This is a genomic window from Azospirillum sp. OGB3 (genome assembly GCF_014192915.1).
In the GTDB taxonomy this organism is placed as follows: Bacteria; Pseudomonadota; Alphaproteobacteria; order Azospirillales; family Azospirillaceae; genus Azospirillum.
Genome location: NZ_JACHYN010000003.1, coordinates 230,541 through 243,859, shown reverse-complemented (window position 1 = coordinate 243,859; position 13,319 = coordinate 230,541). Strand labels below are relative to the sequence as shown.

Genomic DNA, 13,319 nt, shown 5'->3' with positions numbered 1-13,319 from the left:
GGGAATGGTGATCCGGGTGGGATTCGAACCCACGGCCACATGATTAAAAGTCACGTGCTCTACCGACTGAGCTACCGGATCACAAAAAGCATGCGGCCTGTTGCCGATGCGGGGCGCAACATAGGGGGCGGGGGCGCCCCGGTCAACAGTGGGGTGGGCGGAGCGCACAGAAATTTCGCCCTCCGCCACAGTCCCGCCGCCATCATTGTTTGAGGGTCTGCACCTGCTTGCTGGCGTCGCCGTTGCCGGCCTCCAGGGCGAAGCGCTCAGCCAGATGCTCGGCCACGCGGGCGCTGACGAAGCCGCGGATGTCGCCGCCCAGACGCCCGATCTCCTTGACGAAGCGGGAGGAAATGAACTGGCTCTTCTCCGAGGCCATCAGGAACATGGTCTCGATTTTCGGGTTCAGGCGGGCGTTCATGCCCGCCATCTGGAACTCGTACTCGAAGTCGGAGACCGCCCGCAGACCGCGGATGATCACGGTGGCGTTCACCTCCACCGCGAAATGCATCAGCAGCGTGTCGAAGGCCCGTACCTCGATGCTCGCCCCGGCGTTGTTAAGGGCGGTCACGTCCTCCCGCACCATCGCCACCCGCTCGTCCGTCGAAAAAAGCGGACCCTTGCCGGCGTTGCGGGCGACGCCGACGATCAGGTGATCGACGAGGCGCGACGCCCGCTGGATGATGTCCATGTGCCCGTTGGTGATCGGGTCGAAGGTGCCGGGATAGACACCGATGCGGCGCTTGGCCATGGGAGTACCTTCCGCCTCTTCTTATTCGATGGTGTCACCGGGCGTGTCGCCGGGGCCGGCCCCGTTCCCAGCCGTGTCGTCCACGGAGGCCGTCCTGTCGCCGTTTGGATCGGCGCCGTTCGAATCGCCGCCGTTGCCATTGGTCCCGTTCCCGTTGGTGTCCTCGTCCTCAGCGATGGACGCAACGGACACCACACGCTCGTCCGCACCGACGCGGAACAGTGTGACGCCCAGCGTCTTGCGGCCCGCGATTCGCACGTCGTGGATCGGCATGCGGATGACCTGTCCGCCGTTGGTCACCATCATCACCTGATGCGTGGCCTCAACCGGGAAGGCCGCGACGATGGAGCCGTTGCGGTCACCCATCTCCATGTTCCAGATGCCCTGGCCGCCGCGGCCGGTCACCCGGTACTCGTAGGACGACGTCCGCTTGCCGTAGCCGCGCTCGGTCACGGTCAGCACATACTGCTCCAGGCCCTTCAGCTCCTCGTAACGCTCGGGGCTGAGCGTCACGGCCTCGGTCGGAACCTCGTCGGCCTCCGGCGCCGCTTCGCCCTCCATGTCCACGCCTTCCTCGCGCTTGCGCTTCAGGAAGGCGGCGCGCTCCTCAGGCGAGGCGTCGACATGGTGGAGGGTGGTCATCGAAATGACCTCGTCGCCGTCGGCCAGACGGATGCCGCGCACGCCGGTCGAGGTGCGGCCGGCGAAGACGCGCACATCGGCGACCTCGAAGCGGATACACTTGCCGCCGCCGGTGGCCAGCAGGACGTCGTCGGCCTCGGAGCAGGTGCGGACGGCGATCAGACGCTCGCCCTCCTCCTCCAGCTTCATGGCGATCAGGCCGTTGGAGCGGATGTTGGCGAAGTCCGAGAGGCGGTTACGCCGCACGTTGCCCTTCGACGTGGCGAAGACGACGTGCAGGTCCGCCCACACAGCCTCGTCCTCGGGCAGCGGCAGGACCGTGGTGATGGTCTCGCCATCGATCAGCGGCAACAGGTTCACGAAGGCCTTGCCGCGCGCCTGCGGGTTGCCCAGCGGCAGGCGGTAGACCTTCAGCTTGTAGACCATGCCGCGCGACGAGAACAGCAGGAGCGGCGTGTGGGTGTTGGCGACGAACAGGTCGCTGACCGCGTCCTCCGCCTTCATCGACATGCCCGACCGCCCCTTGCCGCCGCGCTTTTGCGCGCGGTAGGTGGACAGCGGCACGCGCTTCACGTAGCCGGACTGGCTGACCGTGACGACCATGTCCTCGCGCTGGATCAGGTCCTCGATGTCGGCCTCGAACTCCAGCTCCTGGATCTCGGTGCGGCGCGGGGTGCCGAACCGCTCCTTCATCTCCACCAGCTCGTCGCGGAGGATGCCCAGCAGCTTCGCGCGGTTGGCCAGAGTCTCCAGGTAATCGGCGATCTGGTCGGTGACGTCCTTCAACTCGGCGCCGATCCGGTCGCGCTCCAGCCCGGTCAGGCGGTGCAGGCGCAGGTCGAGGATGGCGCGGGCCTGCTCCTCCGACAGCCGGTAGGTGCCGTTCTCCGACACGCCGCGGCCCGGCTCGTCGATCAGGGCGATCAGCGGGGCGACGTCCATCGCCGGCCACTCGCGCTCCATCATCTGCTCGCGCGCCCAGACGGGGTCCGGGGCGCTGCGGATCAGCGCGATCATGGCGTCGAGGTTGGCGACGGCGACGGCCAGACCGACCAAGGTGTGGGCGCGCTCGCGCGCCTTGCCCAGCAGGAACTCGGTGCGCCGGGTGATGACCTGCTCGCGGAATCGGATGAAGGCGACGATGATCTGCCGCAGGTTCATCAACTCCGGCCGGCCGCCGTTCAGCGCCAGCATGTTGACGCCGAAGGACGTCTGCAACTGGGTGTGGCGGAAGAGCTGGGCCAGCACCACGTCGGCCATGGCGTCGCGCTTCAGCTCGATCACAACGCGGACGCCGTCGCGGTCCGATTCGTCGCGCAGGTCGGCGATGCCCTCGATGGTCTTGTCGTTGACCACCTCGCCGATGCGCTCCATCAGCTTGGACTTGTTGACCTGATACGGGATCTCCGTCGCCACGATGGCGAAGCGATCCTTGCGGATCTCCTCGATCTCGGTTTTGGCGCGGATGATGACGGAACCGCGCCCGGTCATCAGGGCCGACCGGACGCCCGACCGGCCGAGGATCATGCCGCCCGTCGGGAAATCCGGACCCGGCACGAACTCCATCAGCTCTTCGTCGGTGACGTCGTTGTTGTCGATGTAGGCGCAGCAGGCGTCCACCACCTCACTCAGATTGTGGGTGGGGATGTTGGTCGCCATGCCGACGGCGATGCCGCCGGCGCCGTTGACCAGCAGGTTCGGGAAACGCGCCGGGACGACCGTGGGCTCCTTGCCCGAATCGTCGTAGTTGGCCTGGAAATCGACGGTGTCCTTGTCGATGTCGTCGAGCAGCGCCTCGGCCGCCTTGGCCAGCCGCGCCTCGGTGTAGCGCATGGCCGCCGCCGGGTCGCCGTCCATCGAACCGAAGTTGCCCTGCCCGTCGATCAGCGGCAGGCGCATCGAGAAGTCCTGCGCCATGCGGACCATGGCGTCGTAGATCGCGCTGTCGCCGTGCGGGTGGTATTTACCCATCACGTCGCCGACGATGCGCGCCGACTTCTTGTAGGGCTTGGTCGAGTCGTACCCGCCCTCCTTCATCGCGTACAGGATGCGGCGGTGCACCGGCTTCAGCCCGTCGCGGACGTCGGGCAGAGCGCGGCTCACGATCACGCTCATTGCGTAATCGAGATAGGACCGGCGCATCTCATCTTCGATGGTGACCGGCGCGATGTCGGAGGCGGGAGGAAGGGGCGTCGTGCTCAAGGAGACAAACTCATTCTACGGGCTGCGGCGATGCTCGGTGTTCAACGCTTGCTGTTCAACGCTCAAGGTCAACACTTAAGGTTCAACGGGGCACGTCCGCACGGCCCTTCGGGCCGCTGCATGTAATATAAGAATTCCTATCAGCTTTCGCATGTGCTCACAACGCTCCGGCAATCCCACGATTTCTGGCCTTTGCAGGTCAATGGCCTCCGGCCTTTGCGGGACGAGGGCGGCTCAACAGCGCGAAGCGCAGCGAAAGGATGGTCACGGATACCACACTGGCGATCAAAATTCCCTCAAAAAGACCACGCGCGCCGCGGTCCAACCCGAAGGCGAGCAAGGCCGACACCGGAATCATCACCACCGCGTAGGAGATGAAGTGCAGCGCGGTTGGCACCCAGGCATCGCCGCGCCCGCGCAGCGCGTTCGCCATGACCACCTGCCCGCCGTCCGCCACCAGGACCCAGGCGGTGAAGGCGATCAGCGGCGCCACCGCGGCGATGAGTTGGGGGTCGGCGCTGTAAATCGCCGCCAGCGGCTCCGGCATCCAGCGGTAGAGCACCCCGACTCCGGCCAGGATCAGGCTGGTCACCGCCAGCCCCGTCCAGCCGGCCAGCGCCATGTCCAGCGGGTCGCGCCGGCCATAGGCCACCCCCACCCGCACCGCCGTGGCCGAGGCCAGCCCGACCGCGGCCATGAAAGGCAGCGCCGTCAGGTTCAGACCGACCGTGTAGGCGCCGAGCGCCAGCGGCGAGATCATCCCGGCGAACAGGCCCAAGGTGGCGAAGGCGCCGCTTTCCACGCCCAGGCTGACCCCGGCGGCGTAGCCGAGATGGCGCTGCCTGCGGCTGCCGCTCCACCAGTCGCGGACCGGGTCGCGCACCGCCCAGCGGGCGTGGTCGCTCATGTGCCAGGCGTAGAAGGCGAGACCGAGCCCCATTCCCCAGCGCACCGCCGTGGTCGCCCAGGCTGAGCCGACCGCCCCCAGGGCCGGAAAGCCGCCATGCCCCCAGACCAGCATCCAGGCGAGCAGCGCGTTCAGGAGATTGCCGAGGATCATCGCCACCATGCCGGGCACGGGCCTTTTCAGCCCCTCCAGGAAGAAGCCGGTCGCGACATACAGCATCATGCCCGGCATGCCGTAGCCGAGCACCGCCATCACCTGCCCGCCGCCCGCCGCCAGATCCGCGGACTGGCCGGTCAGGCGGAAGAAGGGCTCTCCGGCCAGCGAGGCCAAGGCGAAGAGAATGCCGAGCAGCAGCGCGTAGGGAATCGCCCGGCGCCAGATGCGCCCGCACTCGGCGTCCTGGCCGGCGCCAAGGGCATGGGCGGTCACCGCAACCACGCCCATCATCAGCCCCACGCCGGTGGTGACCAGCAGGTTGGCCGGCAGGTGGGCCAACCCGTAATAGGCCAGTTCCTGCGCGCTGTAGCGGCCGACGATGGCGGTATCCACCGCCATCATGACGACCAGACCGGCGCGCGAGACGATGACCGGGGCGGCCAGCCGCAGCAGTTCGCCCGCATGGGAGCGCAGACGGTCGGCCAGGAGAGGGGCGGGAATCGCGTGGTCAGGCATGATCGAGGTATCGGTCGCTTGTGTACGGTTGTCACCGCCGGTGGCGGAACCGGCCATCTTGACCGTGCGGCGTACCACGTCAAGTGGCGGCTTATTGTCCTTCCGCCCTGTTGCAAATCCGCCGAATGGGCCGGAACCAACGCGCGCGGCGGCGCGTTGACGAAGCAACAGCATCCATTGAGGAGTTCGGGATCATGAGCCGCGCCATGCCGTTCCCCGTCCGCCAGATCGCCCTTGCCAGCTTCGTCCTGACCTTCGCCGCGCTGCTTGTCGGCTGCAACACGATCGAAGGGGCCGGGCAGGATGTCCAGGCCGGCGGCCGGGCCGTCGAACGCGCCGCCGAGTGACGCGCCCCAACACGCTTTTCAACCACGAGAGAGACGCCCGCATGAGCGATCCCATGAATCCGAAGCGCCCCGCTGAGGTGCCGCCGCCGAGCAACCCGAACACTCCGCAGCCGGATCGTCCGACCACGCCGGACCCCTACCCGGTGCCTGAGAATCCCGACACCCCTCCGGAGATGCCGCCCCCGGCGGACCAGCCGGTTCCCGGCATGCCGTCGCCGACCCAGGCGTAAGGCGCCGGACACGGCGTTCGTCCGCAACAAGCCGTTTCAAGAAAGGCCGGTGCCACGAGGCGCCGGCCTTTTTCCTTTCCAATGGCCGCTGCATTGGAAATCGAAGATTCGAATCTGGAAACAACACCGAAACACAAGGGCAACAAGACACAAGGGACCGTGGCAAAAATCGGCGCCGATGCGTTAAGTGTTTTTTTACCTTTCTCTCTTCCCACCTTGATGTTAACGATTTGTTAATCATTGAGGAGAGGCAACCATGGCCAGGTTTTCGGGAACCAACGCCGCCGAACGCTACCTCGGCACCGACTCCGCCGACACGGTCTATGGCAATGGAGGGAATGACTCGCTCTCCGGGGGTCTCGGCAACGATCTTCTGGATGGAGGGCTTGGGAACGACTGGCTGGGCGATCCCTACGCCGGCGATCCGGGCAACGACCGCATGTACGGGCGCCAGGGCAACGACCAGCTGTTCGGCGGGGCCGGCAACGACTGGCTGGACGGCGGTTCGGGCAACGACACGGTCAAGGGCGGCCGCGGCGACGACACGCTGGTCGGTGGAACCGGTGACGACTGGCTGATTGACACGTTGCGTGACGATGGCTCCGACATCTTCCTGCCCGGCGCCGGCAACGACCATATGGTCAGCTACCGCGACGGCGCGACGGACATCTTCCGCTTCGACGTGGCGCCGGGCGGCTTCGGCACCGACGACATCAGCTATTTCGAAGCGGGGATTGACCGCATCGAGTTCCGCGGCTTTTCCGCCGCCGACCTGACCGTCTCCACCACCGCCACCAGCACCGCCTTCGGCTTCCGGGACGGCTCGTCGCTGACCGTGGACTCGGTTGGGCTGGTGTCCGGCCGCGATTATGTCTTCACCTGACCGGCATTTCCACCTGATGGAAGTACCGCGGGCATAAGGGCCCGATGGCGCAAGGGGCGTGGCCGCGGCTGGCCGCGCCCTTTTCCGTTCCAGTCCATGGCTCCTCCGCTCCGCTGCCGCGTTATAGCCTTGCCCACGCGACGGAGGAGCCACGCATGAATCATCGACTCTTCACCCCCCGCCCCGCCGGCCGCCTGCTGGCCGTCGGTGCCCTGGCGGCGCTCGCCGCCTGCGCGGAGACCGGCGCCACGCAACGGCCCATGGCGCAAATGTCCCCCTTGGAACTGGTCGGGCTAACGGTGCAGTCGATTCCCGAGAACCGCATCCTGGGTGCGGTGGAGGATGTCGTCCTCACCCCGGCCCGCGAGCCGGTCCAACTCGTGGTGGCGAGCGGCGCGCCGGTCCATCCGGTGAGGCGTCACGTGACGCTGGACTCCGGGCAGTTGCGCTATTCGGAAGAACGGCAGGCGCTCGTCCTCACCGGCATGAGCGCGGACCAGTTCGACGCCCTGTTCGCCACGCCCGCCGCGATGGCTCCGGCCCTGGCTCCCCTGCCCGGCAATCCGGCGGACGCCACCAACTGGAACCGCGCCACCGCCCCGCGCTGATTCCTCCTTCGGCCAGACCATGCGAGGCACCCCATGACGGGGCCGCAAGGTCTGGCCGGCAGGCATCCTTTCGTCTTTTAAACGTTATGATATAACGTTACATATTCCCGGAGCTGTTTGGCGACACGCGGCAACGGGGGGATGATGATCGAGGATGCGGATGCACCGGACCGTCCGGCGGGTTTCGAGGCAGCGCTGGAGCTGGTGCGCTCGCTGTGGGCCGAAGGACGGCACGACGGCGTACCGGACCGGTTGGTCGCCTGGGCGATGTTGGTCGAATCGGTGGACCGGCTCGCCACCCTGCATGGCCCTAACGCGACGGCGACTCTGCTCGACCGGTTGGGCCGGGCCGTTCTGGACACCCCTTCGGGCGCCAGTCCGGGATCACTTCAATGAGCGGGGTGACCAACAACCGCTTCTACGGGGCATGCTCCTGGCGGGAAGCGAAGCCGGTGGTCCTGCACCCACGCTTCTTCGACGGGTTCCGGGACTTCCTCGACGGGCGCCCGTTCGTTTATCGCGGGCTGGACGGCTGGCCGCTGCTCGACCAGCACCGTTACGAGAATGGCCGGGAACTGGCGGCGGAATGCCGCGCCGCCGGGATCGTCGTGCGCTGGAGCGACCGCACGCGCATCCCGCGCGGGCTGAAAGACCTGGTTGCCGGGCGCGCCCGGCGTCGTGGAGAGCCCCGAAGGCCTCTCAGAAGCGCAGGCCGGCCGCGGGATTGTCGATCTGGTTGAGTGGGCAACGGCAGGTCGGACAGGAAATCTGGGAAAGCAGCGTGTTGCGCTGCTCGTCCGTCAACGAGACGCCGGCCGCCTGAACCGCCTCGTCGATCATCCGGCGATGATAGGCGGTGGCCCCGCAGCCCTCGTCCAGCACCCCCTTCAGATCGTCGTTCGGAATCACGCGGAACGCCGCGGCGGGACCGGACAGGGTCGCGGCACCGCCCCCGACCGCGACGGCGGCAAGGGCACGCAGGATGTGACGGCGCTGGGGGGCCATGGCTGCTCCTGGATCACGACGGACACTCGCCGCGGAATCTCGGGTGACGAGCCTTCCCCGTCAAGCCCTGGCCCCGTCAAGCCCTGGCCTGTGGAGGTGAAGCGAAGACAATCCTGCGGCCGGGACCGGACGGGAGGGGAAGAAACGCCCCCTCCCTCGCGGTCACCCGGGCGCTCAGAACGGGATTTCGTCGTCCAGGTCGTCGTGCTTGGGCGGAGCACCGCCGCCGCTGCGTCCACCACCACCACCGCCGTAGCCGCCGCCGCTGCCGCCGCCGTAGCCACCGCCGCCGCGCGACTCGTAGCCGCCGCCACCGCCGCCGTAACCACCGCCGCCGCCGCCTTCGCCCTCACGGCCGCCGGTGAAGTCGATTTCGTTGACACGCACCGACAGGCCGGCGCCGCGGGTCCCATCGCGCTTCTCGAACTCGCGGAGCGTCACCTCGCCGGAGATCACCACGGCCTTGCCCTTCGTCAGGTGCGGCGCCAGAGCCTCCGCGCGGCGGCCCCAGATGGAGCAGTCCACCCACTGGGTGGTCTTGCGGTCGCCGAACCCGACGTCGTTGGCGACGCGGAAGCCCAGAACCTTTTCGCCGCTCTGCGTGGAGCGAAGCTCGCCATCCGCGCCGAGGCGCCCCGTAAACGTCCATACATTCATCGCACGTGTCTCCTAGCGCGGGTTCCCGGTATCCCATCCGACCCGTTCGGGCGCCCGGCGGAAGGGCGTCCGGATACCGGGGGTGTCTGTTCGCAGGGCCGGTTTGATCCGTGGTCCGGTCCATGCCCGCCCCGCCTTGCGCTTCACAAAGCACGGGGGACAGGCACGGGTCAACCGCCGCCGCCGGAGCGCTTCGCCCCTTCCATCCGGATCAACCCGCCCGGCCCGCACGGAAGAGAACACTCCATGAACAAACATAGCAGAGAGAGTCCGTGCCGCCAACCGATTCCTTGGTGGCTCCCCATCATCGTCTCCCCGGTGTCTCTCTGCCCCTTACCTGGGGCTCCCGCATCCCGCCCCTGCGTCCCACGCGGCCGGAAAGGAACGTGCGCCGGTGGCAAGTCGCCTGCGCGCGGCACATATCTGTCCGGGCTTTCGGAGCTTTTTTGGCGCCTTCCATTCCCCTCCGGTTTCGGCTAAGAACACTCCATGAACAAGCACATCAGTGTCCGCGGCGCGCGGGAGCACAACCTCAAGAACGTCGATGTCGATCTGCCTCGGGACGAGCTGATCGTCATCACCGGCTTGTCGGGATCGGGCAAGTCATCGCTGGCGTTCGACACGATCTACGCGGAAGGCCAGCGGCGCTATGTCGAGAGCCTGTCGGCCTACGCGCGCCAGTTCCTGGAGCTGATGCAGAAGCCGGACGTCGACTCGATCGAGGGGCTGTCGCCGGCCATCTCCATCGAGCAGAAGACGACCTCGAAGAATCCGCGCTCCACCGTCGGCACGGTGACGGAGATCTACGACTACATGCGCCTGCTGTGGGCGCGGGTCGGCATCCCCTACTCCCCGGCCACCGGCCTGCCCATCGAGAGCCAGACGGTCAGCCAGATGGTCGACCGCATCCTGGCGATGCCGGAGGGCACGCGCCTGCTGCTGCTGGCGCCGCTCATCCGGGGGCGCAAGGGGGAGTACAAGAAGGAGATCCAGGATCTGCGCAAGCGCGGCTTCCAGCGCGTGCGCGTCGACGGCACGATGCACGAGATCGACGAGGTTCCGGCGCTCAACAAGAAGCTGAAGCACGACATCGACGTGGTGGTGGACCGCATCGTCGTCCGCGAGGGGCTGGGCAACCGGCTCGCCGATTCGCTGGAGACGGCACTCGGCCTCGCCGACGGGATCGTCTTCGTCGAGGACGCCGAGTCGCACGAGCAGACCGTCTTCTCGCAGAAATTCGCCTGTCCGGTGTCCGGCTTCACGATTCCGGAGATCGAGCCACGTCTGTTCTCCTTCAACAACCCGTTCGGCGCCTGCCCGGCCTGCGACGGCTTGGGCAGCAAGATTTACTTCGACCCGATGCTTGTCGTCCCGGACGAGCGGCTGTCGCTGAAAAAGGGTGCCATCGCCCCGTGGGCCGGCTCCTCCTCGCAGTATTACGTGCAGACGCTGGAGAGCATCGCCAAGCATTTCGGCGTCGCCATGGACACGCCGTGGGAAAAGCTGCCGGAGAAGGTCCGCCAGACCATCCTCTACGGTTCCGACGGCGCGCCGATCACGATGACCTACGACGACGGGCTGCGCAGCTACCAGACGAACAAGGCCTTCGAGGGCATCGTCAACAATCTGGAGCGCCGCTACCGCGAGACGGAAAGCGCCTACATGCGGGAGGAGCTGTCCAAGTACCAGTCCTCCCAGCCCTGCGAGACCTGCAAGGGCGCCCGCCTGAAGCCGGAGGCGCTGGCGGTCAAGGTGCATGGCCACCACATCTCCCAGGCCGCGGAAATGTCCATCGCCGACGCGGCCACGTGGTTCAGCACGCTGAACGACCATCTGCGTCCGAAGGACAAGGAGATCGCCTACCGCATCCTCAAGGAGATCAACGAGCGGCTGGGCTTCCTCAACGCGGTGGGATTGGAATATCTGACGCTCAGCCGCGGCTCCGGGTCGCTGTCCGGCGGCGAGAGCCAGCGCATCCGGCTGGCCTCGCAGATCGGTTCCGGCCTGACCGGCGTGCTCTACGTGCTGGACGAGCCGTCCATCGGCCTGCACCAGCGCGACAACGACCGGCTGCTGGCGACTCTGAAGCGGCTGCGCGACCTCGGCAACACCGTGATCGTGGTCGAGCATGACGAGGACGCCATCCGCACCGCCGACTATCTGGTGGACATGGGCCCCGGCGCCGGCCAGCACGGCGGCACCGTGATCGCCCAGGGCACCCCGGCGGAGGTCCAGGCCAACCCCGACAGCGTCACCGCCCAGTTCCTCAACGGCACCCGCTTCGTGCCGGTGCCGGACCAGCGCCGCCCCGGCCACAAGGGCCAGTTCCTGGAGGTGAAGGGCGCGCGCGCCAACAACCTTCAGAACGTCTCGGCGCGCATCCCGATGGGCACCTTCACCTGCGTGACCGGCGTGTCGGGCGGCGGCAAGTCCACCCTGATCATCGAGACGCTCTACAAGGCGGTGGCGCGCAAGCTGATGGGCGCGCGCGAGCATCCGGCGGAGCATGACGAACTGCTGGGGCTGGAGAATCTCGACAAAGTCATCGACATCGACCAGTCGCCGATCGGGCGCACCCCGCGCTCCAACCCGGCCACCTACACCGGCGCCTTCACCCCGATCCGCGACTGGTTCGCCGGCCTGCCGGAGGCCAAGGCCCGCGGCTATGGCCCCGGCCGCTTCTCCTTCAACGTGAAGGGCGGGCGCTGCGAGGCGTGCCAGGGCGACGGCGTCATTAAGATCGAGATGCACTTCCTGCCCGACGTCTACGTCACCTGCGACGTCTGTCACGGCAAGCGATACAACCGCGAAACGCTGGAAGTCACCTACCGCGACAAGACCATCGCCGACGTTCTGGACATGACGGTCGAGGAGGGCAAGGAGTTCTTCAAGGCGGTGCCCGGCATCCGCGACAAGCTGGAGACTCTGGAGCGGGTGGGCCTCGGCTACATCCACATCGGCCAGCCCGCCACGACTCTGTCCGGCGGCGAGGCGCAGCGGGTGAAGCTGTCCAAGGAGCTGAGCCGCCGCGCCACCGGCCGCACCCTCTACATCCTCGACGAGCCGACCACCGGCCTGCATTTCGCCGACGTCGAGAAGCTGATGGAGGTGCTCCACGCGCTGGTCGACCAGGGCAACACGGTGCTGGTGATCGAGCACAATCTGGAGGTCATCAAGACCGCTGACTGGATCATCGACCTCGGCCCCGAAGGCGGCACCGGCGGCGGCGAGATCGTTGCGGAGGGCACCCCGGAAGACGTGGTGAAGGTTAAACGGAGTTACACCGGCCAGTATCTGGCCCCCTACCTGAAGGCGAAGCCGAAAAGCCGGAAGAGGGCGTGAAGATGGGCCGGGGTCATCCCGGCCTTTTTCCTTCGGCCGATTTTTGCCCTGGAAACAAAGCCGGAGCGGGGGCGTTTCCTCTTCATCGTTCGCCAAACAGGATGGAGACGGAGCATGTCCAGGACCCTGATGTCCGGTGTGGCGCTCGCCTTCGGCGCGGCCCTTCTGGTCAGCGCCTGCGGGACCGACGACACCACCAGCACCACGACCACGACCACAACCACCTCGCCCAACTACGGCAACTCCAGCCTGACCACCCCGCCGACCGGCGGCTCGACCACCACCGAGCGCACGACGACGACCAAGAGCGAATAAGGACTCTTCGTTTCGCTCCCAAGTGAAACGGCCGGCTCCGCCCAGGCGGGACCGGCCGTTGTCTTGCCGATTCTTCCCTTGTTCGTCCTACCAACGTACAAGTTTCAAGCCCTCCCCGCTCGGCTAGGATTTCGAGGCGCGCCCAACGATGCGCGCCGGAACAGCCGAACAACGGAGGGAACCCCATGCGCACCCTGTTCGCGGTCGCGGCCACGCTGGTCGCTCTGGCAAGCCCGGCCCTGGCCGTCGAGGTCACGGAATCGACCACCCTGCCCTACCCGATCGAGAAGGTCTGGCAGCAGATCGGCCCCTTCTGCAACCTCGGCACTTGGCACCCGGCGGTGGAAAGCTGCACCCTGCGCCGGAAGGACGGCGCGCAGGAGCGCGTGCTGGCCCTCAAGGGCGGTGGCACGATCGAGGAGCGGCTGCTCTCCTCCTCCGCCAGCAGCCACCGCATCCGCTATTCGATCCTGACCAGCCCGCTGCCGGTCAAGGACTATGCGGCCTCCCTGTCGGCCGAACCGGCGGGCAAGGGCACGCGCGTCGTGTGGAAGGCGCGCTACACCTCCAACGGGGCCAGCGACGAGGAATCGCGCAAGGTGATCTCCGGCATCTTCACCTCGGGCTTCGACGGGCTGAAGCAGAAGCTCGCCGCCCAGTAAGTCACCGCTGTTCGGCGGAGCGACCAGGATCGCCGGAACCGGCAGACGATCCTGGCCGCGATTCCGCGCTGTGGTCCGGGTTGGCCTTGCCGTGGC

Annotated in this window: 14 protein-coding genes and 1 tRNA gene; 9 read left to right on the top strand and 6 right to left on the bottom strand. The window is 67.1% G+C overall.

Annotated features, from left to right (window positions below):
- Positions 1–5: 5 nt before the first annotated feature.
- The 4 genes from FHW79_RS08620 to FHW79_RS08605 all read right to left on the bottom strand — a co-directional run bounded on the left by FHW79_RS08620 (position 6) and on the right by FHW79_RS08605 (position 5,174).
- Positions 6–81 (bottom strand) — tRNA-Lys (locus FHW79_RS08620).
- A 121-nt stretch (positions 82–202) separates the two neighbouring features.
- Positions 203–751 carry a pantetheine-phosphate adenylyltransferase gene (gene coaD, locus FHW79_RS08615; protein WP_183178531.1) on the bottom strand — a complete coding sequence of 183 codons (549 nt, stop codon included), beginning with the start codon at positions 749–751 and terminating at the stop codon, positions 203–205.
- A 21-nt stretch (positions 752–772) separates the two neighbouring features.
- Complete coding sequence (gyrA, locus tag FHW79_RS08610; protein WP_183178530.1) at positions 773–3,595, bottom strand: DNA gyrase subunit A; 2,823 nt, start codon at positions 3,593–3,595, stop codon at positions 773–775.
- Between the two features lie 199 nt (positions 3,596–3,794).
- A complete protein-coding gene (locus FHW79_RS08605) occupies positions 3,795–5,174 on the bottom strand; it encodes an MATE family efflux transporter (RefSeq protein ID WP_183178529.1) in 1,380 nt (459 codons plus the stop codon).
- A gap of 194 nt (positions 5,175–5,368) precedes the next feature.
- On the opposite strand from FHW79_RS08605, the gene FHW79_RS08600 reads away from it, so the two are divergent.
- From FHW79_RS08600 to FHW79_RS08575, 6 genes are all read left to right on the top strand, one after another.
- Positions 5,369–5,521 (top strand): entericidin A/B family lipoprotein, encoded by a 153-nt coding sequence (locus tag FHW79_RS08600; protein WP_137141072.1) that lies wholly within the window; start codon positions 5,369–5,371, stop codon positions 5,519–5,521.
- Positions 5,522–5,562: 41 nt separating this feature from the next.
- Positions 5,563–5,751: a hypothetical protein gene (locus tag FHW79_RS08595; RefSeq protein ID WP_183178528.1), complete on the top strand. Its 189-nt coding sequence runs from the start codon at positions 5,563–5,565 to the stop codon at positions 5,749–5,751.
- A gap of 256 nt (positions 5,752–6,007) precedes the next feature.
- Positions 6,008–6,634 (top strand): calcium-binding protein, encoded by a 627-nt coding sequence (locus FHW79_RS33235; protein WP_183178527.1) that lies wholly within the window; start codon positions 6,008–6,010, stop codon positions 6,632–6,634.
- A 155-nt stretch (positions 6,635–6,789) separates the two neighbouring features.
- Positions 6,790–7,242: a hypothetical protein gene (locus FHW79_RS08585; RefSeq protein WP_183178526.1), complete on the top strand. Its 453-nt coding sequence runs from the start codon at positions 6,790–6,792 to the stop codon at positions 7,240–7,242.
- 141 nt (positions 7,243–7,383) lie between these two features.
- The gene (locus FHW79_RS08580) at positions 7,384–7,638 is read left to right on the top strand and encodes a hypothetical protein (protein WP_183178525.1); all 255 of its coding nucleotides are present in this window, start codon (positions 7,384–7,386) and stop codon (positions 7,636–7,638) included.
- Complete coding sequence (locus FHW79_RS08575; protein WP_183178524.1) at positions 7,635–7,982, top strand: hypothetical protein; 348 nt, start codon at positions 7,635–7,637, stop codon at positions 7,980–7,982. The genes FHW79_RS08580 and FHW79_RS08575 overlap by 4 nt, the downstream gene beginning before the upstream one ends.
- On the opposite strand, the gene FHW79_RS08570 is transcribed toward FHW79_RS08575, so the two are convergent.
- Complete coding sequence (locus FHW79_RS08570; protein ID WP_183178523.1) at positions 7,942–8,247, bottom strand: hypothetical protein; 306 nt, start codon at positions 8,245–8,247, stop codon at positions 7,942–7,944. The genes FHW79_RS08575 and FHW79_RS08570 overlap by 41 nt on opposite strands.
- A 174-nt stretch (positions 8,248–8,421) precedes the next feature.
- A complete protein-coding gene (locus tag FHW79_RS08565) occupies positions 8,422–8,904 on the bottom strand; it encodes a single-stranded DNA-binding protein (RefSeq protein ID WP_183178522.1) in 483 nt (160 codons plus the stop codon).
- A gap of 489 nt (positions 8,905–9,393) precedes the next feature.
- Between FHW79_RS08565 and uvrA the strand changes: the two genes are divergently transcribed.
- The 3 genes from uvrA (at position 9,394) to FHW79_RS08550 (ending at position 13,223) form a co-directional block, all read left to right on the top strand.
- Entirely contained in the window at positions 9,394–12,246 is a 2,853-nt protein-coding gene (uvrA, locus tag FHW79_RS08560) for an excinuclease ABC subunit UvrA (protein WP_183178521.1), read from the top strand.
- A gap of 114 nt (positions 12,247–12,360) precedes the next feature.
- Positions 12,361–12,561: a hypothetical protein gene (locus FHW79_RS08555; protein WP_183178520.1), complete on the top strand. Its 201-nt coding sequence runs from the start codon at positions 12,361–12,363 to the stop codon at positions 12,559–12,561.
- A gap of 185 nt (positions 12,562–12,746) precedes the next feature.
- Positions 12,747–13,223, top strand: a complete 477-nt coding sequence (locus FHW79_RS08550) for an SRPBCC family protein (RefSeq protein ID WP_183178519.1) — start codon at positions 12,747–12,749, stop codon at positions 13,221–13,223.
- Positions 13,224–13,319 lie beyond the last annotated feature (96 nt).